General features: G+C 63.2%; 16 protein-coding genes and 3 tRNA genes. 14 read left to right on the plus strand and 5 right to left on the minus strand.

Annotated features, from left to right (window positions below; genetic code table 11):
• The first annotated feature begins 108 nt into the window (after nt 1–108).
• The 5 genes from gatB (at nt 109) to recJ (ending at nt 6,713) form a co-directional block, all read left to right on the plus strand.
• Nucleotides 109–1,611 (plus strand): Asp-tRNA(Asn)/Glu-tRNA(Gln) amidotransferase subunit GatB, encoded by a 1,503-nt coding sequence (gatB, locus tag QQL76_RS13725; protein ID WP_499208106.1) that lies wholly within the window; start codon nt 109–111, stop codon nt 1,609–1,611.
• A gap of 4 nt (nt 1,612–1,615) precedes the next feature.
• Nucleotides 1,616–2,107 (plus strand): GNAT family N-acetyltransferase, encoded by a 492-nt coding sequence (locus QQL76_RS13730; RefSeq protein WP_126010617.1) that lies wholly within the window; start codon nt 1,616–1,618, stop codon nt 2,105–2,107.
• A 119-nt stretch (nt 2,108–2,226) separates the two neighbouring features.
• Nucleotides 2,227–3,447 carry a pyridoxal phosphate-dependent aminotransferase gene (locus QQL76_RS13735; RefSeq protein ID WP_499208107.1) on the plus strand — a complete coding sequence of 407 codons (1,221 nt, stop codon included), beginning with the start codon at nt 2,227–2,229 and terminating at the stop codon, nt 3,445–3,447.
• Between the two features lie 58 nt (nt 3,448–3,505).
• Nucleotides 3,506–4,831, plus strand: a complete 1,326-nt coding sequence (locus tag QQL76_RS13740; protein ID WP_499208108.1) for a homoserine dehydrogenase — start codon at nt 3,506–3,508, stop codon at nt 4,829–4,831.
• 79 nt (nt 4,832–4,910) lie between these two features.
• Nucleotides 4,911–6,713, plus strand: coding sequence for a single-stranded-DNA-specific exonuclease RecJ (gene recJ, locus QQL76_RS13745; protein ID WP_499208109.1), 1,803 nt, complete (start codon nt 4,911–4,913; stop codon nt 6,711–6,713).
• A 94-nt stretch (nt 6,714–6,807) separates the two neighbouring features.
• Here recJ and QQL76_RS13750 read toward each other — a convergent pair.
• The 3 genes from QQL76_RS13750 to QQL76_RS13760 form a co-directional block, all read right to left on the minus strand.
• A tRNA-Glu gene (locus QQL76_RS13750) sits at nt 6,808–6,882 on the minus strand.
• Between the two features lie 151 nt (nt 6,883–7,033).
• Nucleotides 7,034–8,275 (minus strand): YcbK family protein, encoded by a 1,242-nt coding sequence (locus tag QQL76_RS13755; protein WP_499208110.1) that lies wholly within the window; start codon nt 8,273–8,275, stop codon nt 7,034–7,036.
• A 190-nt stretch (nt 8,276–8,465) separates the two neighbouring features.
• Nucleotides 8,466–8,906, minus strand: a complete 441-nt coding sequence (locus tag QQL76_RS13760; RefSeq protein ID WP_499208111.1) for a VOC family protein — start codon at nt 8,904–8,906, stop codon at nt 8,466–8,468.
• A gap of 187 nt (nt 8,907–9,093) precedes the next feature.
• Here QQL76_RS13760 and QQL76_RS13765 point away from each other — a divergent pair, with 187 nt between their 5' ends.
• Both QQL76_RS13765 and QQL76_RS13770 read left to right on the plus strand, forming a co-directional pair.
• On the plus strand, nt 9,094–9,672 hold the full coding sequence (locus tag QQL76_RS13765; protein WP_499208112.1) for a cold-shock protein: 579 nt from the start codon (nt 9,094–9,096) through the stop codon (nt 9,670–9,672).
• A 15-nt stretch (nt 9,673–9,687) separates the two neighbouring features.
• A complete protein-coding gene (locus QQL76_RS13770) occupies nt 9,688–10,194 on the plus strand; it encodes a DUF192 domain-containing protein (RefSeq protein ID WP_499208113.1) in 507 nt (168 codons plus the stop codon).
• Nucleotides 10,195–10,250: 56 nt separating this feature from the next.
• Here the strand turns inward: QQL76_RS13770 and QQL76_RS13775 are convergent, their stop codons facing one another.
• A complete protein-coding gene (locus tag QQL76_RS13775; RefSeq protein ID WP_499208114.1) occupies nt 10,251–11,018 on the minus strand; it encodes an EAL domain-containing protein in 768 nt (255 codons plus the stop codon).
• Between the two features lie 185 nt (nt 11,019–11,203).
• Between QQL76_RS13775 and QQL76_RS13780 the strand changes: the two genes are divergently transcribed.
• The 5 genes from QQL76_RS13780 to QQL76_RS13800 all read left to right on the plus strand — a co-directional run bounded on the left by QQL76_RS13780 (nt 11,204) and on the right by QQL76_RS13800 (nt 13,547).
• Nucleotides 11,204–11,280, plus strand: a tRNA-Pro gene (locus QQL76_RS13780).
• Between the two features lie 47 nt (nt 11,281–11,327).
• Nucleotides 11,328–11,633, plus strand: a complete 306-nt coding sequence (locus QQL76_RS13785; RefSeq protein ID WP_151985664.1) for an ETC complex I subunit — start codon at nt 11,328–11,330, stop codon at nt 11,631–11,633.
• Nucleotides 11,634–11,654: 21 nt separating this feature from the next.
• A tRNA-Arg gene (locus QQL76_RS13790) sits at nt 11,655–11,731 on the plus strand.
• A 255-nt stretch (nt 11,732–11,986) separates the two neighbouring features.
• Nucleotides 11,987–12,748 carry a cytochrome c biogenesis CcdA family protein gene (locus QQL76_RS13795; protein WP_499208115.1) on the plus strand — a complete coding sequence of 254 codons (762 nt, stop codon included), beginning with the start codon at nt 11,987–11,989 and terminating at the stop codon, nt 12,746–12,748.
• Between the two features lie 97 nt (nt 12,749–12,845).
• Nucleotides 12,846–13,547 carry a DUF502 domain-containing protein gene (locus QQL76_RS13800; RefSeq protein ID WP_126010554.1) on the plus strand — a complete coding sequence of 234 codons (702 nt, stop codon included), beginning with the start codon at nt 12,846–12,848 and terminating at the stop codon, nt 13,545–13,547.
• On the opposite strand, the gene recG is transcribed toward QQL76_RS13800, so the two are convergent.
• Entirely contained in the window at nt 13,548–15,653 is a 2,106-nt protein-coding gene (recG, locus tag QQL76_RS13805) for an ATP-dependent DNA helicase RecG (RefSeq protein WP_499208116.1), read from the minus strand.
• Nucleotides 15,654–15,749: 96 nt separating this feature from the next.
• Between recG and QQL76_RS13810 the strand changes: the two genes are divergently transcribed.
• Both QQL76_RS13810 and mfd read left to right on the plus strand, forming a co-directional pair.
• Complete coding sequence (locus QQL76_RS13810) at nt 15,750–16,049, plus strand: FAD assembly factor SdhE (protein WP_499208117.1); 300 nt, start codon at nt 15,750–15,752, stop codon at nt 16,047–16,049.
• A 2-nt stretch (nt 16,050–16,051) separates the two neighbouring features.
• Nucleotides 16,052–19,567: a transcription-repair coupling factor gene (gene mfd, locus QQL76_RS13815; protein ID WP_499208118.1), complete on the plus strand. Its 3,516-nt coding sequence runs from the start codon at nt 16,052–16,054 to the stop codon at nt 19,565–19,567.
• Nucleotides 19,568–19,705: the final 138 nt, after the last annotated feature.

A 19,705-nucleotide genomic window follows, 5' to 3' on the forward strand; every position in this document is an offset into this window, starting at 1 on the left:
ATTGCGTCGCAGGGAAAGCGGATCGGCAGCAGCGCCAAAGTCCTTGCGCCGGGCAGCCCGATGTTCTAGCCAAAACCCACCCTCAAGGCCATTGAAGAGCGTCACCGCATGACCATCGTCGATACCCGCACACCCGATCCGAAGCGCTTCATCCCCGGTGCCACCGGCGATTGGGAAGTCGTCATCGGTATGGAGGTGCATGCGCAGGTGACGAGCAAGTCGAAGCTCTTTTCCGGTGCATCGACAGAGTTCGGCAAGGCGCCGAACGCCAACGTCTCGCTCGTCGATGCCGCGATGCCCGGCATGCTGCCGGTCATCAACGAGGAATGCGTGAAGCAGGCGGTGCGCACCGGCCTCGGCCTCAAGGCCCAGATCAACAAGCGCTCGATCTTTGACCGCAAGAACTATTTCTACCCGGACCTGCCGCAGGGCTACCAGATCTCCCAGTTCAAAGACCCGATCGTCGGCGAAGGCAAGATCGTGATCTCGGTCGGACCGGACCGTAAGGGCGAGTTCGAAGACATCGAAATCGGCATCGAGCGGCTGCACCTGGAACAGGATGCCGGCAAGTCGATGCACGACCAGCATCCGACCATGTCCTATGTGGACCTGAACCGCTCGGGCGTCGCGCTGATGGAAATCGTTTCCAAGCCGGATCTGCGCTCTTCCGACGAGGCGAAGGCCTATCTCACCAAGCTGCGCACCATTCTGCGTTACCTCGGCACCTGCGACGGCAACATGGACGAAGGCTCCATGCGGGCCGACGTCAACGTGTCCGTGCGCAAGCCAGGCGGCGACTTCGGAACGCGCTGCGAGATCAAGAACGTCAACTCCATTCGCTTCGTCGGCCAGTCCATCGAATACGAAGCGCGCCGCCAGATCGCCATTCTGGAAGAGGGTGGCTCGATCGACCAGGAGACGCGCCTGTTCGATCCGGGCAAGGGTGAGACCCGCTCCATGCGCTCCAAGGAAGACGCGCACGACTATCGCTATTTCCCCGATCCGGACCTTTTGCCGCTTGAGTTCGACGATGCGTTCATCGAAGAGCTTGCAGCACATCTGCCGGAACTGCCGGACGACAAGAAGGCGCGGCTGATCGAGACGGTAGGGCTTTCCGTCTATGACGCCTCCATCCTGGTGTCCGACAAAGCGATTGCCGATTATTTCGAACGCGCCGCCAAGGGCCGCGACGGCAAGCTCGTCGCCAACTGGGTGATCAACGACCTCCTGGGTGCCCTGAACAAAGCCGGCCAATCCATTGAAGAGACTCCGGTTTCGCCCGATCAGCTCGGCGGCATCGTCGACCTCATCAAGGCCGAAGTGATCTCCGGCAAGATCGCCAAGGATCTCTTTGAGATCGTCTGGAACGAGGGCGGCGATCCGGCTGCCATCGTCGAAGAACGCGGCATGAAGCAGGTCACCGATACCGGCGCGATCGAGAAGGCCGTGGATGAGATCATTGCCGCAAACCCCGACCAGGTGGAAAAGGCGAAGGCCAAGCCCTCGCTCGCCGGCTGGTTCGTGGGGCAGGTGATGAAGGCGACCGGCGGCAAGGCGAATCCGCAGGCGGTCAATGCGCTGGTCAAGGCCAAGCTCGGCCTCGAGGACTGATCGAATGTTCTTCGTACGAACGGCGATGAAGGCCGATCTTCCCGCCGTTCAAACTCTGCTGACTGAAACGTGGCACGCGACCTATGACACGCTCTACGGCGTGGAGAAGGTCGCGGAGATCACGCGCTCCTGGCATTCGGTGGAAGCGCTCCAGACGCGCCTGTCGCGGCCGCAATCGGAGTTTCTGGTTGCCGATGACGGCAAGCGGATCGGCGGGATGGCCTATGCGGCCCGCTCCGACAAGGATGTGGTCCTGCTCCACCAGATTTACGTGCACCCATCGCTGCAGCGCCAGGGTATCGGCCGCGATCTCTTCGCCGAGATCGAAACCTGCTTCGACGGGGCGAAGCGCATCCGCCTGGAGGTCGAGCCCGAAAACGAAGCCGCATGCGCTTTTTACCGCGCCCACGGGTTCGTGGAGGTCGGGCGCACCGAAAATTGCGGAGCCGACGGTTCCGGCATCCCGGCACTGGTGATGGAAAAGCCGCTTACCTGAGCGATCTTCAATGCGGCGCGCTTGCTCGCCACAATGTCCCGCTTGCTTTTGCGCTTGATTGGACGCATGCACGGCGTTCCACTATTCTTGGCCAAACCCAGTCTGATCCGGATAAATCGATGGAAGAGTTTCACAAGGTCCGCCGCCTTCCGCCCTACGTCTTCGAACAGGTCAACCGCCTGAAGGCGAGCGCGCGAGCGGCCGGCGCCGACATCATCGATCTCGGCATGGGAAATCCGGATCTGCCGACGCCGAAGGCCGTCGTCGACAAGCTGTGCGACGTCGTGCGCGATCCTCGCACCCACCGCTACTCGTCCTCGCGCGGTATCCCAGGCCTTCGCAAGGCTCAGGCAGCCTATTACGCTCGCCGCTTCGGCGTAAAGCTGAACCCTGACACGCAGGTCATCGCGACGCTCGGCTCCAAGGAAGGCTTCGCCAATATGGCGCAGGCGATCACCGCGCCGGGCGATGTCATCCTGTGCCCAGATCCGACCTATCCCATCCACGCCTTCGGCTTCCTGATGGCAGGCGGCGTGATCCGCTCCATGTCGGTCAAGCCCGACGACCAGTTCTTCGTCGCGATCGAGCGCGCCGTGCGCCATTCGATCCCAAAGCCGCTCGCGCTGATCCTCAACTATCCGTCGAACCCGACCGCCTACACGGCCGACCTCGATTTCTACAAGGAAGCGGTCGCGCAGGCGAAGAAGCACGACATCATCATCCTGTCGGATCTTGCCTATTCGGAGATCTATTTCGACGACAATGCGCCGCCGCCGTCGGTCCTGCAGGTGCCGGGTGCAATGGATGTGGCGGTGGAATTCACCTCCATGTCGAAGACCTTTTCCATGCCCGGCTGGCGCATGGGCTTTGCCGTCGGCAACGAGCGGCTGATTGCGGCGCTGTCTCGGGTCAAATCCTATCTCGATTACGGTGCCTTCACGCCAATCCAGGTTGCGGCGTCAGCTGCGCTCAACGGCGATGGCTCCGACATCGAAGAGGTGCGCAGCATCTACAAGCGTCGCCGCGACGTGCTGGTGGATAGCTTCAGCAAGGCGGGCTTCGACGTGCCGCCGCCGGCCGCCACCATGTTCGCCTGGGCTCCGATCCCGGAAAAGTTCAAGTCGCTCGGTTCGCTGGAATTTTCGAAACTTCTGGTCGAGAAGGCAGATGTCGCCGTGGCGCCCGGCATCGGTTTCGGCGAGCAGGGCGACGACTATGTGCGTATCGCACTGGTGGAGAACGAGCACCGCATCCGCCAGGCCGCGCGCAACATCAAGCGCTTCCTTGCAACGGCGGACGAGACGATGCACAACGTCATCGCGCTGAACGCACGGCGCTGATGCCTTTCGGCCGCGGGCATCTATCCGCGGTCCTTCCAAGCCGAACGATGGAAATTCCATGTCTGAACCGCTGAAAATCGGGATCGCAGGTCTCGGTACCGTTGGAGCCGCGCTCGTCCACGTCCTCGTGTCGCGCTATGCGCTGCTTGCCGAAGCCTGTGGCCGGCCGATCGAGATCGTCGCCGTGTCGGCGCGCGATCGCGAACGCAACCGCGGCATCGACCTGCGCGCGATGACATGGTTCGACGATCCGATCGAACTGGCGAAGACCGGCGAGATCGACGTCTTCGTCGAACTGATCGGCGGCGCGGCCGATCCGGCCTTGAGCGCGGTCGAAGCGGCCCTGTCGCGTGGCATCCATGTCGTTACCGCCAACAAGGCGCTGCTCGCCAAACATGGCGTCCGGCTGGCGGCGCTCGCGGAAGAGAAAGGCGTTCTCCTCAATTTCGAAGCGGCCGTCGCGGGTGGCATCCCGGTCATCAAGGCCATGCGCGAGTCGCTGACGGGCAACCGCGTCAGCCGCCTCTACGGCATCATGAACGGCACGGCGAACTACATCCTGACGACCATGGAGCGCGAAGGCCTGAGCTTCGAGGCGTGCCTCAAGGAAGCGCAGCGCCTCGGTTATGCGGAAGCGGATCCGACCTTCGACATCGAGGGCAACGACACCGCGCATAAGCTTGCCATCCTGACGAGCCTTGCCTTCGGCACCGAAATCGCAGCCGACGATATCTATCTCGAGGGTATCTCCAACATCTCGATCGACGACATCCGCGCCGCCGACGATCTCGGCTACCGCATCAAGCTACTTGGCGTCGCGCAGCGCACCGATTCCGGCATCGAGCAGCGCGTTCATCCCACCATGGTGCCGAAGGATAGCGTCATAGGCCGGGTCGACGGCGTGACGAACGCCGTCGCGATCGAATCCGACGTGCTCGGCGAGTTGATCATGTCGGGCCCAGGTGCGGGCGGTGACGCGACCGCGTCGGCGGTGATGGGTGACATCGCCGATATCGCCAAGAGTCGTCCCGGCATCCAGCACGGCCCTGCGCTCGGCAAGCCTGCAGCCAAGCTCGTTCCCTACAAACGCGCCAAGATGCGCAGCCATGAGGGTGGCTATTTCATTCGCGTCACCGTGCAGGACAAGGCCGGTGTCTTCGCGTCGATTGCAACGCACATGGCGGAGAATACGATCTCTCTCGAATCCATCGTCCAGCGCGCCAAGCACACGTCGCCGGCCGGCAGCGGCCGCCAGACGGTCGTGCTCGTCACTCATGCGACCACCGAATCATCCGTTCGGGCGGCTGTTCAGGCCATGGTCGCGGATGGCTATACGATCGGTGCGCCGCAGGTGATCCGGATTGAGCGTCCGAAAGCGGCTTGAGCCAGCGGATCGCTTGGCGAAGACCCGTTTCTAGGAGGCCCGTACTCGGGAAGCCGGTTCAAAGGAAGACGGAATAGAGATGGCGCCGATATCGGGAGAGGTCAGCCGCGCATTTCTCGATGTCGAGCGCTCGCTGACGGGCCAGCGCTGGGTGCAGCGCCTCGATCAGGCCGGCCTCAACCAGGCGCTCGCGATTTCCCAGTCTCTCGGGCTTTCTGAACTGGTGGCGCGGGTGATGGTCGGCCGCGGTGTGACCATGGGTGACGCCGTCGACTTTCTCGATCCGACGCTGAAACGTCTGATGCCCGACCCGTCGACGCTGACCGACATGGACCGGGCGGCCGAGCGCTTGGCGGCAGCCATCATCATCGGTGAACGCATCGCCATTTTCGGAGACTATGATGTCGACGGCGCATGTTCGTCGGCGCTCATGAAGCGGTTCCTCGACCATTTCGGTATCCAGAGCGAAATCTACATCCCGGACCGCATTTTCGAAGGTTACGGGCCGAATGTCGCGGCCATCGAGGAGCTGATCGATCGCGGCAACCGGCTGATCGTGACCGTCGACTGTGGCTCGACGAGCCATGAGTCGCTGGCTGCTGCCGCCGCGCGCGGAATCGATGTGGTGGTGATCGACCACCATCAGGTCGGCAATGTGCTTCCGCCATGCGCTGCGTTGGTCAATCCCAACCGGGAAGACGATCTTTCGGGCCAGGGTCACCTCTGCGCTGCCGGTGTCGTGTTCCTGACGCTGGTCGCCACCCTCCGGCTCCTGCGCATGCGCCAGCAGCCGGGGCATCAGACGATGAACCTCCTGTCGCTGCTCGATCTCGTGGCGCTCGGCACCGTATGCGACGTGGTGCCTCTGAAGGGGCTGAACCGCGCTTTCGTGACCAAGGGGCTCGTCGCTGCCCGCCAGCTGGCCAATCCGGGCCTGGCTGCGCTGGTGCGCGTTGCCGGGATTGGCGGACCCATCACGCCCTATCATTTTGGGTTCATGATCGGCCCGCGCATCAATGCCGGCGGGCGCATTGGTGATGCCGCCCTTGGCAGCCGACTGCTGACCATTGAGGACCGGGCACAGGCCGACCAGATCGCCATCCAGCTCGACGGGCTGAACCGCGAACGCCAGGCGATGGAAACGGCGATGCTGGAGGAGGCGGAAGCCGAAGCGCTGGCGGAATATGCCAACGGCTCGGGCCCGGCCGTTTTCGTTACGGCGCGCGAGGGCTGGCATCCTGGCATCGTCGGTCTCATCGCTTCGCGCCTGAAAGATCGGTTGCGCAGGCCGGCATTCGCCATCGCTTTTGACAGCCAGGGCAAGGGCTCGGGCTCCGGGCGATCAATTGCCGGGTTCGATCTCGGCCGGGCGGTGCGCGCAGCGGTGGATCGGGGGCTGCTGGTCAAGGGCGGCGGTCATGCCATGGCGGCCGGCCTCACGGTCGAGCGCTCGCGGCTCGGCGCGCTTCGTGCTTTTCTGGAAGAGCAGGCCGCGAAAAAGGTGGCGAGCCTCGTGGCCGACAGCACGTTGCAGATCGATGGTGCGCTTTCAGCGACAGGCGCGACGCTAGCCCTCTTCGATCTTCTCGAATCGGCCGGCCCCTATGGCGCCGGCCATCCGCAACCCATTTTCGCCCTGCCGCGCCATCGCCTGGTGGATGTGCGAACCGTCGGCAAGGGCCATGTGAAGATCAGTGCCGCCGCAGCCGATGGCAGGCGTGTCGATGGCATCGCGTTTCGCGCTGCCGACAGCGAACTGGGGCAGGGACTGCTCGCCGGGCAAGGGCTGTCGTTTCACTTCGCGGGAACGCTCACTGCAGACCATTGGCAGGGAACGCAACGTGTCCAACTGAGACTGCTGGACGCCGCTCGGGCTGATTGATCGGGAACTGAAGATCGGTTGCTCTGGCGAGCAAGCAGCGCAGCGACCGAACTCGGTCGGCTGTGACTGTATGGTGACTGCTTTAGGAGAGGGGTGGCACGCCCTAGGGGAGTCGAACCCCTCTTTCCAGAATGAAAATCTGGCGTCCTAACCGATAGACGAAGGGCGCATGCCGTGGTCGCCGCGAGGCGATGGGCGTCTTATAGTCAGGTGATCTGGTTCCCGCAAGCGCCAAACCGACCGATTTCGAAAAAAAATGACAGAAGAATGTGGTTTTTTGAGTCGGTGTTTTGTCAAGCCCAAACAAGGGCTTGCATGCATCAGCTGCGACGGCGGCAGCGCCAGTTCCAGTCGCGCTTCGAGCCGATATCCACATGCACGGAATCGGTATGGCAGTAGGTGCCAACACCGCCGCGGCCGGGCAGGCTGCGGGCGAACTCCGCGATGTCCCACTTGCTCACGCCCGGCACCTGAATGTCGGCCGCTTCGCAATACATGTGCCGCGATTCCATCGCGCCGCCGACCTTGCGATTATAGGCACGATCGCGGAAACCGGAGGTGACGAGAACAGGCCGGCCGAAATGGGCTTCGATACGCTTCAGGGTCTGAACCAGTTGAGGCTTGAGGCAGGCGACGTCGACGCGCTCGTGTTGCGTCCGCAACCGGCCGCCGGCAAGTCCGGCGATGCCGGCTGCAGAGGCAAGCCGAACCGTGCCGTTGTCGTCGGAATAGGAATTGTAATCGAAACCGTCGCGGTGCTGGAGCTGGTAGAGCGATCCGACTTCGCGGACGCCTGGCAGCACCGGTCCATCGGTGTTGGCGACACTCAGGCGGGCGCGTGGCGGGCTCGATTCGATGGAAGCCGTGGTGATCTGCGCGGGTGGTGCTTCTTCGGCAAACTCGTCTTCCGTCTCCACCGTCTCGTCTTCGGCAGCGCCAAGATCGATGATCGGCTGCGGTGCGCGATCATTCGACTGCTGAATGACCGGGCGCGGTTCGGCATCATCACCGCCATTGCGCGAAAAGAGACGGGCGAACGGGGAAGGGCCCCGGTCCGTCTCTTCCGACAAAGCGTTGACGGGCGCGGATGTCGAAGCCTGCTCGGCCGAGGCCACCTGCTGCGGCTCACCGGCGATGGCGGCCCGCGCAGTCGGATTCGCAACCTCTCCCGGCGCCGCGGCAGCGACGGCCTGCTCGGTCTCGGCTTGTGGCTGTGGTGCGACGGCTTCGGATGCGACAGTCTCGGCTTCTGGAACCGGAACGGTCTGCGTCGCAGCAGTCTCTACGGCTGCTTCGGCTTCGGCATCCGCTGTGGCGGTATCGGCAGAGGCGGCATCACCCGCTACCGTCGCAGCCGCGTTGCTCACCGGCGCATTGGCGCCAGACGCACCAACGCTGCTCGAAGGTCGGCTGATCGCCGAAGTGGTGATGGATGGATCGCCGTTGAAACCGAGCTGACCATCGTCGGAGACTGCGCATGCCGACAGCAATCCGAGAAGGGCGGTGGCCCCCGCCAGTCGCTTCAGAATATGGGCTGTCCGGCTGCGTCTTTCGACCTGCAATACCCCGTCCCCGCTCGTCCCGCTCTCAATATATGGCGAGCGTTTTAAGCAACTCGGCCGATATTGTCCATGCCCCCTGAGATTTCAGGGTCCAAACCGAATCACATGACCTTTCGGCCGATGAAAATCCGTGCGTTGGACATGGGAGAGCGAGACGGTGGAAACGATATTGTGTCGATGTTCGATGCGATTACCAGCTGCCGGTATTCTCCATCGAAGCCCATGGCTCTTGGCGCGGCAAGGCATCGCCTTTCTGTAGCAATTCGATCGAAATGCCATCCGGCGAGCGCACGAAGGCCATGTGCCCGTCGCGGGGCGGGCGGTTGATCGTGATGCCCGCGTTCTGCAGCTTGCTGCAAAGAGCGTAGATGTCGTCGACCACGTAGGCGAGATGACCGAAATTGCGCCCGCCGGTATAATCTTCCGGGTCCCAGTTGTAGGTGAGCTCTACCATCGGTGCGCGCTCGCTCTCGGCCCGCGCCTTGTCCTCGGGAGCCGCCAGGAAGACCAGGGTGAAACGACCCTGTTCGTTTTCCATGCGCCGGATTTCCACAAGGCCCAGCTTGTTGCAGTAAAAGTCGAGTGAGGCGTCCAGATCGCGCACGCGCACCATCGTGTGGAGATAACGCATCGGGGTGTCCTTTCATTTTGGTTCGGTCAGCCCGTAGGTAGGCGCAAGCGTGGCGCACACAATGCCGCCTCGTATGATTGGTCCTGTATTCATGGAAAAGTAACACTTGCGCAGAACGCCCTTTGCGATGCTATTCTGACAGACGAGAATCAAGATTACTTGGCTCGCATGACAAAGGCGGTAGGGGATGGGGGACAGCTCCTCGCATAAGGAATTTCGGCTCGACGACGCGGTCCTTAGCGATCCCGTCGACCTGATGGAGATTTCCGGCACCATCAAATGGTTCGATGTTGCCAAAGGTTTCGGCTTCATCGTGCCTGACAACGGGATGGAAGACGTTCTTCTACATGTCACCTGTCTGCGCCGCGATGGCTACCAGACCGTCATGGAAGGCACGCGCGTCGTGTGTGAGATCCAGAAGCGGGATCGGGGCTACCAGGCCTTCCGCGTACTTTCGATGGATCAGTCTAACCTGCCGCATCCCTCGCAGCTGCCGCCGGCACGCACCAAGGTTCAGGTGACGCCGACGAGCGGGCTCGAGCGCGCCATCGTCAAATGGTTCAACCGCACCAAGGGATTCGGATTCGTCTCGCGCGGCGAGGGGACCGAGGACATTTTCGTGCACATGGAAACGCTGCGTCGCTTCGGTCTGGCCGAACTGCGTCCCGGTCAGGTCGTGCTGGTTCGCTTCGGTCCGGGAAGCAAAGGCCTTATGGCTGCCGAAATTCACCCCGACAACGACAGTCCGTTCCCGCAATCGCACTGATCAATCGGAGTGCAGATGATCTTTTCCCGCCGCCATCTGGTTGCGAGCGCCGCATCGGCGCTTTTTCTTTTTATCGCAGCACCGCTTCAAGCCCAGGACCAGCAGGGTGAGCCCTCGCTGCTGCCGGTCCATGAGGAGCGTCTGGTCATCGAGACCTCCGAAGGCAGCTTCGATTATTCCGTGGAACTGGCCCTCAACGGGCGCGATCGTGCCTCGGGCCTGATGTTCCGCGAACAGATGGATGACGATCACGGCATGCTCTTCCGCTTCGAGGAGCCGCGCCAGATCACCATGTGGATGCGCAACACGCTGATCCCGCTGGACATGATCTTCATCCGCGGGGACGGAACGGTCGCCGGCCATCACGCAGATGCCGTTCCACTGTCGGAAGCCGTCATCGCTTCGCCCGAGCCGGTTCTCTTCGTGCTGGAGCTGAATGCCGGCAAGGCCGAGGAAATGGGACTGGCCGAAGGCGATCGCGTCTCCCACCCGATCGTCGCTGAAGCGGCCGGCGCGCAATAGCGCTTGTCGAGAGGGACGTGCCGCCAGGTGCCCGCTGTTCAGACGGCGGGCTCGCGTCAGGCGGCGGTCGCGAACAATCCGTCGAGCTCAGCGGTTGCAGCCAGGCTCTCGAAGGTCGGCCGCGCCAGCACATAGCCTTGCACCAGCCGCACGCCAAGGTCGCGCAGCACCTTCAGCTCTCCAATCGTCTCCACACCTTCGCACAGCGGCACGACACCGAGATCGTCCAGCATCGCCAGCGTATGGCGAACGATCGTGCGCTTGACGGGATTGGTGTCGATATCCCGGATCAGCTCCATGTCGAGCTTCACGATGTCGGGCTGGAATTGGGAGAGAAGTGCCAGGCCCGCGTGACCGGCGCCGAAATCGTCGATGGCCGTCTTGAAGCCCATGTCGCGATAGGTGCGCAGGATATGCAGCACATGCGCGGTATCGAGCCGCTCGTCCTCCGTGAACTCGAAGATGATCCGATCCAGCGGAAAGCCTGTCTTTATTGCGGTGGCCAGCGTCACGCGAATGCAGGCGCGGGGTTCATAGACGGCATTCGGCATGAAATTGATCGAAAGCTTCGTCGGCGCCTGCCGATCGAACAGCGTGGCCGCGAGTTCGATCGCTTTCACGCGGCACTGCTGATCGAAGGCGTAGCGGTTGTGGTCCTTGATCTGGCCGAGCACATGACCGGCACCTTCGCCGGAAAGACCCCGGACCAGCGCTTCATGCGCAAACACGTCACCCGATGAAATGTCTATGATGGGCTGAAACGCCATGGAGAAAGCGACATCGAGGTCGCTTCCGTCGCGACAGCCCGTGCAATTGATTCCCATGAACGCACCTCTCCCAATCAGCCAGATCGCATTGATAGGCGGGCGAGCCCTAAAATTTCGTTGCAATTGCATGGACCGCCGTCGTCGAATGTGGATACGCCATGGCGCTACCGGCGCGATTTCCAAGCATCGGCAGATTTTCTCCTTGCGCGCCATCCGCCGCAAAGGTAGGGGTCTCGCGTCGGCGGAGCGTAGCGCAGCCTGGTAGCGCATCTGGTTTGGGACCAGAGGGTCGCAGGTTCGAATCCTGCCGCTCCGACCAATCAAACTTTCCCGCGACGAGCAGGTAAGGGGAGACGCTGAGGCATCATGACGGCCAGGATCTACCGCCCCGCAAAGACGGCAATGCAATCCGGCAAGGCCAAGACCCAGGATTGGGTGCTTCGCTATGAGCCCGAAATTCCCCGCTCGATCGACCCGATGATGGGCTACACCTCTTCGCGCGACATGAAGCAGCAGATCAATCTGAGCTTCGATACCCGCGAGGCCGCCATCGACTACGCCGAACGCAACGGCATTCCCTATCGCGTCATCGAGCCGAAAGAGCCGAAGCGGAGCCGGGTCGCCTATTCCGACAATTTCCGCTATGACCGAAAGATGCCCTGGACGCACTGACGCCACCGTCAGCGCCCGCACGGCCCCTTAGCTCAGCTGGATAGAGCACCGGCCTTCTAAGCCGATGGTCGCAGGTTCGAATCCTGCAGGGGTCGCCATTGGGCGTTCTGCGCATGCCGTCAAATCGCCGGCACCCCGAAGGCTATGCCATTCTTTCAGAAACCAAGCTGGTATCGTGCGGCTCATGAAGGTCCGCCGACGTGCAGGTCGATTGCACGCCATTCTCTTCGGCAGACGGTGTTTGACAGCCACGGTCGGACACATCGTCGCTATGCGCGAAAAGGTGACTGGCCTTTCGAGGGCGCAATCCGGTAAGGCAGGGCATTCGAAGAGCCGGCGGACCCGAAAATAGCGTGACCATAGCCGATATCTCCATCTTCACGGCCATCTTGGCGGGCGCGATCTCGTTTCTGTCGCCCTGCGTACTGCCGTTGGTGCCGCCCTATCTCTGTTACATGGCCGGCGTGAGCGTCGAGGATTTCCGCGCGGAGCCGGCAGGCGCCGGCGGTGCGGTGGTGGCGACGCGCACGCGGCGTGCCGTGTTGCCGGCAGCGGTCATCTTCACGCTTGGTTTCGCGACCGTCTTCGTTGCACTCGGCGCTGGCGCATCGCAGATCGGGGCGCTCCTGCGCTCCAACATCATGCTCTTGTCGCAGGTCGGCGGCATCGTCATCATCGCCATGGGCCTGCATTTCCTCGGCGCGTTCCGGATCGGTATTCTCAACCGGGAAATGCGTTTCCAGGGTGCGGGAAAGCCGGCGACGCTCACCGGCGCCTATGTGATGGGTCTCGCCTTCGCGTTCGGCTGGACGCCCTGCATCGGGCCGGTTCTCGGCGCGATCCTTGGTGTTGCGGCTTCGCGCCAGACCGTGGGCGACGGCGCGCTCCTGCTTTCGGCCTATTCGCTGGGGCTTGCCATTCCGTTCTGGATCGCAGCCGCCTTCTCCGGCCATTTCATGCGGTTCCTCACGCGCTTTCGGCGTCACCTCGGCGCCGTGGAGAAGATCATGGGCGCGCTGCTTGTCTTCACCGGCATCATGTTCCTGACCGGCGGCATGGCGCGCTTTGCGTTTTGGCTGCTGGAGACATTCCCGGTCCTCGGCACGATCGGCTGACGGTGAAATCGCGCGCATCGCGTGCGCTCTGTCACATGCTTGCCGCATCGCCCACGCATAGGCCATAGTCCGCGTCGCTAGACGGACAGCTTCGACCATGGCCGAAAAACCAAAACGCCTGCCGCCAACCATGCGCATCAGGAACTACTTCCTGACGGGCCTGATCATCTGTGCGCCGCTGGCCATTACCGCCTATCTCACATGGTCGTTCATCATGTGGGTCGATGGCTGGGTGAAGCCCTATGTGCCGCGGGTCTATAATCCCGATACGTATTTGCCGTTTTCGGTGCCGGGCTTCGGGCTCGTTGCGGCGCTGATCTTCATCACGATCGTCGGCTTCCTCACCGCCAACATCATCGGGCGCACGCTGATCGATGTCGGCGAAAGCCTGCTCGATCGCATGCCGATCGTGCGCAGCATCTACAAGGGCCTGAAGCAGATCTTCCAGACCGTGCTGGCCGAGCAATCAAATTCCTTCAAGCAGGCGGGCCTGATCGAGTATCCGCGCACCGGTCTCTGGTCGATCGTTTTCCTGGCGACCGACACGAAGGGCGAGATCGGTCACAGGCTGGAAGAGCGCGGTGAGGACACCGTGTCGGTGTTCCTGCCGACGACGCCGAACCCAACCTCCGGCTACCTGCTCTTCGTCGAGCGAAAGGACGTCATCATTCTGGACATGACGGTGGAGGAGGCGGCCAAGATGATCATCTCCGCAGGCCTCGTCGCGCCGGATTATCAGCCGAAGCTGAAGGCACTGGCCGAGGCGCACCGCAAGGACGAGCCACGGCCGGCTGCCTGATCATCCGGCGCGCAGAAGCCGGATCGCCTCGTCACGGCGGAAGAGGTAGAGCAGGGCACGCAGTGCCTGTCCCCGCGGGCTGGCAAGCTCGGGATCGGTCTCCAGGATGTATCGCGCATCGTTGCGGGCCGTTTCGAGCAGATCCCCATGTGTCTCCAGGCTCGCGAAACGGAAGCCCGGCGTGCCCGATTGCCGCGTGCCGAGAAGCTCGCCTTCACCGCGCAGCTTCAGATCTTCCTCGGCAATGACGAACCCGTCCTCGGTGTCGCGCATCACGCCGAGGCGCGCCCGGCCGGTCTCGGAGAGCGGCGATTTATAGAGGAGGATGCATGACGATGCCTCGTCGCCCCGGCCGACGCGCCCACGCAACTGGTGCAACTGGGCAAGCCCGAAGCGTTCGGCATGTTCGATGACGATGATGGTCGCGTCCGGCACGTCGACGCCGACCTCGATGACGGTGGTCGCCACGAGGAGCCGGGTCTCGCCGTTCTTGAACGCCATCATCGCGGCGTCCTTTTCCGGCCCGCTCATGCGGCCGTGCACGAGCCCGACCTTTGGCCCGAGGACGGACGCCAACAGCTTGTGCCGCTCATCCGCCGACATGAGGTCGGACACCTCCGACTCTTCCACGAGCGGGCAGATCCAGTAGGCTTTCTTGCCTTCCGCCACCGCCGCGCTCAGCCGGTCTACCATCTCGCCGATCCGCTCGTCCGGCACAGTGACGGTCTGGATCGGCTTGCGGCCGGCGGGTTTTTCGGTGAGGCGCGACACGTCCATATCGCCGAAGGCGGCGAGCACGAGCGTGCGCGGAATCGGTGTCGCCGTCATCACGAGCATGTGGGGTGCCGCGCCCTTGGCCGTCAGCCGCAGGCGCTGGTGTACACCGAAGCGATGCTGCTCGTCGACGACTGCCAGCATCAGATCTTTGAACGTCACCGTGTCTTGGAAAAGCGCATGGGTACCGACGACGATCTGCGCGTCACCGCTTTCGATCCGCCCGAGCACGGCGGCCCGCTCGCGGCTGCCGGCGCGGCCCGTGAGGATGTCGACGCCGATCCCGAGCCCGGCCGTCAGCTTCTCGATGGTTGCCAGATGCTGCCGGGAAAGGATTTCCGTCGGTGCCATGAGCACCGCCTGGCCACCGGCTTCCACCGCCGCCAGCATCGCCATCAGCGCGACGACCGTCTTGCCGGAGCCCACGTCACCCTGCAGCAGCCGCAGCATGCGCTCGTCGGCCTGCATGTCGGCGAGGATGTCGTCGACGGCTTTGAGCTGTCCGCCGGTCAGTTTGAACGGTAAGTTGGTGCTGACCTTTTGGCTAAGCCAGCCCGTGCCGATGACGGGACGGCCCGAAAGCTTGCGGATGCGCTGCCGCACCATGGCAAGCGACAATTGTCCGGCCAACAATTCGTCATAGGCAAGCCGGCTGCGGAAACTGTTGCGCGGTTCGAGATCGGCGGCCGACTGGGGTGTATGCAGGTCCCGCAGCGCTTCATGGAAAGCCGGAAAGCCGTGAGGCGTGACGATGCCGGGATCGATCCATTCGTTGAGTACCGGAAGCGTCTCGAGGGCCCCATCTATCGCACGGCGCAGCACCTTCGGCGAAAGACCGGCCGTCAACGGATAGACCGGCTCGACGAACGGCATCGAGGCCGCATCCGCCTCCCGCACCATGTGATCCGGGTGAACCATGGATGGCCGCCCGTTGAACCAGTCGACCTTGCCCGAAACCAGCACGGTCTCGCCGATCGGCAGCGCATGTTTCAGCCAGTCGGTTTTCGCGCGAAAGAAGGTCAGCGCGATCTCGCCCGTGTCGTCGGAGGCAAAGACGCGATACGGCATGTTCGGCTTGCCGCGCGGGCCGGGCTGGTGACGGTCGATCGTCACCTTGAGCGTCACGATCAGTCCTTCGGGCGCGGACGCGATGCCCGGCTGCTGGCTGCGGTCGATGATCGAGTGCGGCGCGAGAAACATGAGATCGACGACACGCGTCTCCTCCGCCCCGTCACGGCCGGTCAGGCGCGCAATCAGGTCTGCGAGCTTCGGCCCGATACCGGGTCGGCTGGCAACGGGAACAAAGAAGGGGTCGAGTTCGCTGGGACGCATGGCCGCATACTGATGCCCCTCCGCAGGCGCGCGAGCAAGGCTGACAAGCGATGCAGGCTTGGCTATAGAGGCGCGATCAACAGGAAGCTTTCTCATATGACCGGTACGACAGTGACGAGCGCCGACCTTGATCCGCGCCGCAGGCGAATTCTCTTTCGCGCCTGGCACCGCGGCATTCGCGAGATGGACCTGATGCTCGGATCATTCTGCGATCGCGAAATCGCGACCATGAGCGAAGCCGAGATCGCGGAATTCGAGGGCATTCTGGCGCTCGACGACCGAGAGCTGGTCAAATGGGTGACGGGGGAAACCCCGATCCCGGCCAATTACGACACGCCGCTCTTCACCCGCATCCGCGCATTCGACCCCGACATATTCGGCACGAACAGGACCTGACGATGATCGAAGGCCTGTCGCTCGATCTCCTGACGAAGAACCGCACGCCCGTCACGCTGGCCCATGTGCCGGCTGGCGCCGAACCGCTCGTCATCGCCGAAATGGCGCGGGCAGGGCAGGCGGTCGCCTATGTGGTTTCAGACGGGCAGCGCATGGGCGATATCGCGCAGGCGCTTGCCTTTGTCGCGCCTGAGATCCCGGTGCTGCAATTATCAGCCTGGGACTGCCTGCCTTACGACCGCGTGTCGCCGAGCACGGAAGCTGCCGCGCGCCGGATTTCCGCGCTGACATCCCTCATCGGCTATCAGGCAAAGCCGCATCCGGCGATCGCGCTCGTGTCCGTTAACGCGATGCTCTTGAAGGCACCGCCGGTCTCCGTCATCGACGGGCTCGGCTTCACGGCGAAGGCCGGCAGCCAGGTTGGAATGGACGCGATCATCACCCGGCTTGCCGCAAACGGCTTCGAGCGTGTCTCAACCGTGCGCGAAGTCGGCGAATTTGCCGTACGCGGCGGCATTCTCGACGTCTATGTCCCGGGCGCACAGGAGCCGCTTCGCCTCGATTTCTTCGGCAATACGCTCGAAAGCGTGCGAAGCTTCGACCCGGCGACGCAGCGCACGACCGGGCAGGCGAAGACGCTCGACCTGAACCCGATGAGCGAGGTGACGCTGACGCCGGAAACGATCAGCCGCTTCCGCACGAATTATCTGGCGCTCTTCGGTGCCGCAACGCGCGACGACGCGCTCTATCAGGCGATCAGCGAGGGCCGCCGCTATGCGGGCATGGAGCATTGGCTCCCGCTCTTCTACGACAAGCTCGATACGGCCTTCGATTATCTGAAGGGCTTTTCCTTCATCACCGATCATCTTGTGGCCGAGGCGGCAGCCGAACGCTCGGCCCAGATCAAGGACCATTACGAGGCACGGCGCCACGCCGGCGAGCAGTCGGGCAAGGGGCAGGGCACGCCCTATAAGCCTGTGGCCCCTGAAAGCCTCTATCTCGACGCATCGGAAGTCATGGCGCGCATCGATGCGCTGCATGGCATCCGCATGACGCCCTTCGACGAACCGGAAACATCCGATCGCCGCGTGGTGACCCTTCAGGCCAAGCCTGGTCCGCGCTGGGCACGCAAGGTCGAGGAGGCACGCCAGGCCGGCAGTGCCGACGACGAACGCGAGAACCTCTTCGCCACCGCCTCGCGTCACATTGCCGACAAGCGGGCAGACGGCAAGCGCGTGCTCGTGACCGGCTGGTCGGAAGGTTCGCTCGATCGTCTGTTGCAGGTGCTGAGCGAGCACGGCCTTGCCCGCATCAAACGGATCGAGAAGCTCGACGATATTCTGAAGCTCGCCAAGGGCGAGGCTGCGGCTGCAATCCTGCCTCTGGAGCAGGGTTTCGAGACGGGCGATCTCGTCGTTATCGGCGAGCAGGACATTCTGGGCGACCGGCTTGTTCGCCGCGCGCGTCGCAAGAAGCGCGGCTCGGACTACATCTCGGAAGTGGCGGGGCTTGAAGAAGGCTCGATTGTCGTCCATGCCGAGCACGGCATCGGCCGCTTTGTCGGCCTCAAGATCATCGAGGCCATGGGCGCGCCCCATGACTGCCTCGAACTGCACTATGCCGGCGACGACAAGCTTTACTTGCCGGTCGAAAACATCGAACTCCTGTCGCGCTACGGGTCCGAGGGCACCGAGGTCACGCTCGACAAGCTTGGCGGCGTTGCCTGGCAGGCGCGCAAGGCCAAGCTGAAGAAGCGCCTGCTCGATATGGCAGGCGGCCTGATCCGCATTGCAGCCGAACGCCGCATGCGCTCAGCCCCGGTCCTGACGACGCCGGAAGGCCTTTACGACGAATTCGCGACCCGTTTCCCCTACGACGAGACGGAAGACCAGTTGAACGCCATCGAGGCAGTGCGCAGCGATCTTGGCGAAGGCCAGCCGATGGATCGTCTCGTCTGCGGCGATGTCGGCTTCGGCAAGACGGAAGTCGCCCTTCGCGCCGCCTTCGTTGCGGCGATGAACGGCGTCCAGGTGGCGCTGGTCGTGCCGACGACGCTGCTTGCGCGCCAGCACTACAAGACCTTTGCCGAGCGCTTCCGTGGCCTGCCCATCCGCGTCGCCCAGGCGTCCCGCCTCGTCGGCGCAAAGGAGCTCGCGCTCACCAAGGGCGAGCTCGCCAGCGGCAAGTGCGACATCGTTATCGGCACGCACGCATTGCTTGGCTCGTCGATCAAATTCGCCAATCTCGGCCTGCTCATCATCGACGAGGAGCAGCATTTCGGCGTCAAGCACAAGGAACGGCTGAAGGAGCTGAAGTCGGACATCCACGTGCTGACCTTGTCGGCGACGCCCATTCCGCGCACGTTGCAACTGGCCATGACCGGTGTGCGCGAACTGTCGCTGATCACGACGCCGCCGGTCGACCGCCTGGCGGTCCGCACCTTCATCTCGCCCTTCGATGCGCTGACGATCCGTGAGACGCTGCTGCGCGAGCACTATCGTGGTGGCCAGAGCTTCTATGTCTGCCCGCGCATCGCCGATCTGGAGGATGTGTCGGCCTTCCTGCAGTCGGAAGTGCCGGAGCTGAAGGTCGCGACCGCGCACGGCCAGATGCCGCCAGGCCAACTCGACGACATCATGAATGCCTTCTATGACGGCCACTACGATGTGCTCCTGTCGACGACGATCGTCGAATCCGGCCTCGACGTACCGCGCGCCAATACCCTGATCGTGCACCGCGCCGACATGTTCGGCCTTGCCCAGCTCTACCAGCTGCGCGGCCGCGTCGGCCGGTCGAAGGTGCGTGCCTTCGCGCTCTTCACGCTGCCGGCGAACCGCCTCATCGCGCCCATGGCCGAGCGGCGCCTCAAGGTGCTGCAGTCCCTGGACGAACTCGGCGCCGGGTTCCAGCTCGCCAGCCACGACCTCGATCTGCGCGGCGCGGGCAATCTGCTCGGCGAAGAGCAGTCGGGCCACATCAAGGAGGTCGGTTTCGAGCTCTACCAGCAGATGCTGGAGGAGGCCGTGGCCGAACTGAAGGGCGAGGACGAGGTCCGCGATACCGGCTGGTCGCCGCAGATCACCGTCGGCACCCCGGTCATGATCCCGGAAGACTATGTGCCGGACCTGCATCTGCGTCTCGGCCTCTACCGGCGCCTGGGCGAAATTACCGATCTTTCCGAGATCGACGATTTCGGCGCGGAACTCATCGACCGCTTCGGGCCGATGCCGACGGAAGTGCAGCACCTCCTGAAAATCGTGTACATCAAGGCGCTCTGCCGCACGGCGAACGTCGAAAAGCTGGACGCGGGGCCGAAGGGCGTCGTCGTGCAGTTCCGGGACAAGCAGTTCCCGAACCCCGCTGGCCTCGTGAAGCACATCGCGCGGCTCGGCAACCAGGCGAAGATCCGCCCGGACCACAGCGTCGTCTTCATCCGCGAACTGCCGACTCCGGAAAAGCGCCTTGGCGGCGCTGCCGTGATCATGAACAAGCTCGCGGAGATCGTGAAGGCCGCTTGATGGGGCTTGCGCCGATCCAGGTGGCCGTCATGGTCGGGCTTGACCCGACCATCTACGATGGACGCTCCGCCGGTAGACCCTCGGCACAAGGCCGAGGGTGACGGAAAGATTGGCGTGTGCCTCCGAACAGTGCGGTGC

Origin of the sequence: Rhizobium albus (assembly GCA_030160035.1) — a bacterium.
Taxonomy (GTDB): Bacteria; Pseudomonadota; Alphaproteobacteria; order Rhizobiales; family Rhizobiaceae; genus Georhizobium; species Georhizobium albus.

What these genes read in the sequence shown, in the direction of transcription:
- gatB (WP_499208106.1), top strand. Translation starts at nt 109, where the DNA reads ATGACCATCGTCGATACCCGCACACCCGATCCGAAGCGCTTCATCCCC.
- QQL76_RS13810 (WP_499208117.1), top strand. Translation starts at nt 15,750, where the DNA reads ATGACCGGTACGACAGTGACGAGCGCCGACCTTGATCCGCGCCGCAGG.
- QQL76_RS13730 (WP_126010617.1), top strand. Translation starts at nt 1,616, where the DNA reads ATGTTCTTCGTACGAACGGCGATGAAGGCCGATCTTCCCGCCGTTCAA.
- QQL76_RS13735 (WP_499208107.1), top strand. Translation starts at nt 2,227, where the DNA reads ATGGAAGAGTTTCACAAGGTCCGCCGCCTTCCGCCCTACGTCTTCGAA.
- QQL76_RS13800 (WP_126010554.1), top strand. Translation starts at nt 12,846, where the DNA reads ATGGCCGAAAAACCAAAACGCCTGCCGCCAACCATGCGCATCAGGAAC.
- QQL76_RS13740 (WP_499208108.1), top strand. Translation starts at nt 3,506, where the DNA reads ATGTCTGAACCGCTGAAAATCGGGATCGCAGGTCTCGGTACCGTTGGA.
- recG (WP_499208116.1), bottom strand. Translation starts at nt 15,653, where the DNA reads ATGCGTCCCAGCGAACTCGACCCCTTCTTTGTTCCCGTTGCCAGCCGA.
- recJ (WP_499208109.1), top strand. Translation starts at nt 4,911, where the DNA reads ATGGCGCCGATATCGGGAGAGGTCAGCCGCGCATTTCTCGATGTCGAG.
- QQL76_RS13765 (WP_499208112.1), top strand. Translation starts at nt 9,094, where the DNA reads ATGGGGGACAGCTCCTCGCATAAGGAATTTCGGCTCGACGACGCGGTC.
- QQL76_RS13770 (WP_499208113.1), top strand. Translation starts at nt 9,688, where the DNA reads ATGATCTTTTCCCGCCGCCATCTGGTTGCGAGCGCCGCATCGGCGCTT.
- mfd (WP_499208118.1), top strand. Translation starts at nt 16,052, where the DNA reads ATGATCGAAGGCCTGTCGCTCGATCTCCTGACGAAGAACCGCACGCCC.
- QQL76_RS13760 (WP_499208111.1), bottom strand. Translation starts at nt 8,906, where the DNA reads ATGCGTTATCTCCACACGATGGTGCGCGTGCGCGATCTGGACGCCTCA.
- QQL76_RS13785 (WP_151985664.1), top strand. Translation starts at nt 11,328, where the DNA reads ATGACGGCCAGGATCTACCGCCCCGCAAAGACGGCAATGCAATCCGGC.
- QQL76_RS13775 (WP_499208114.1), bottom strand. Translation starts at nt 11,018, where the DNA reads ATGGGAATCAATTGCACGGGCTGTCGCGACGGAAGCGACCTCGATGTC.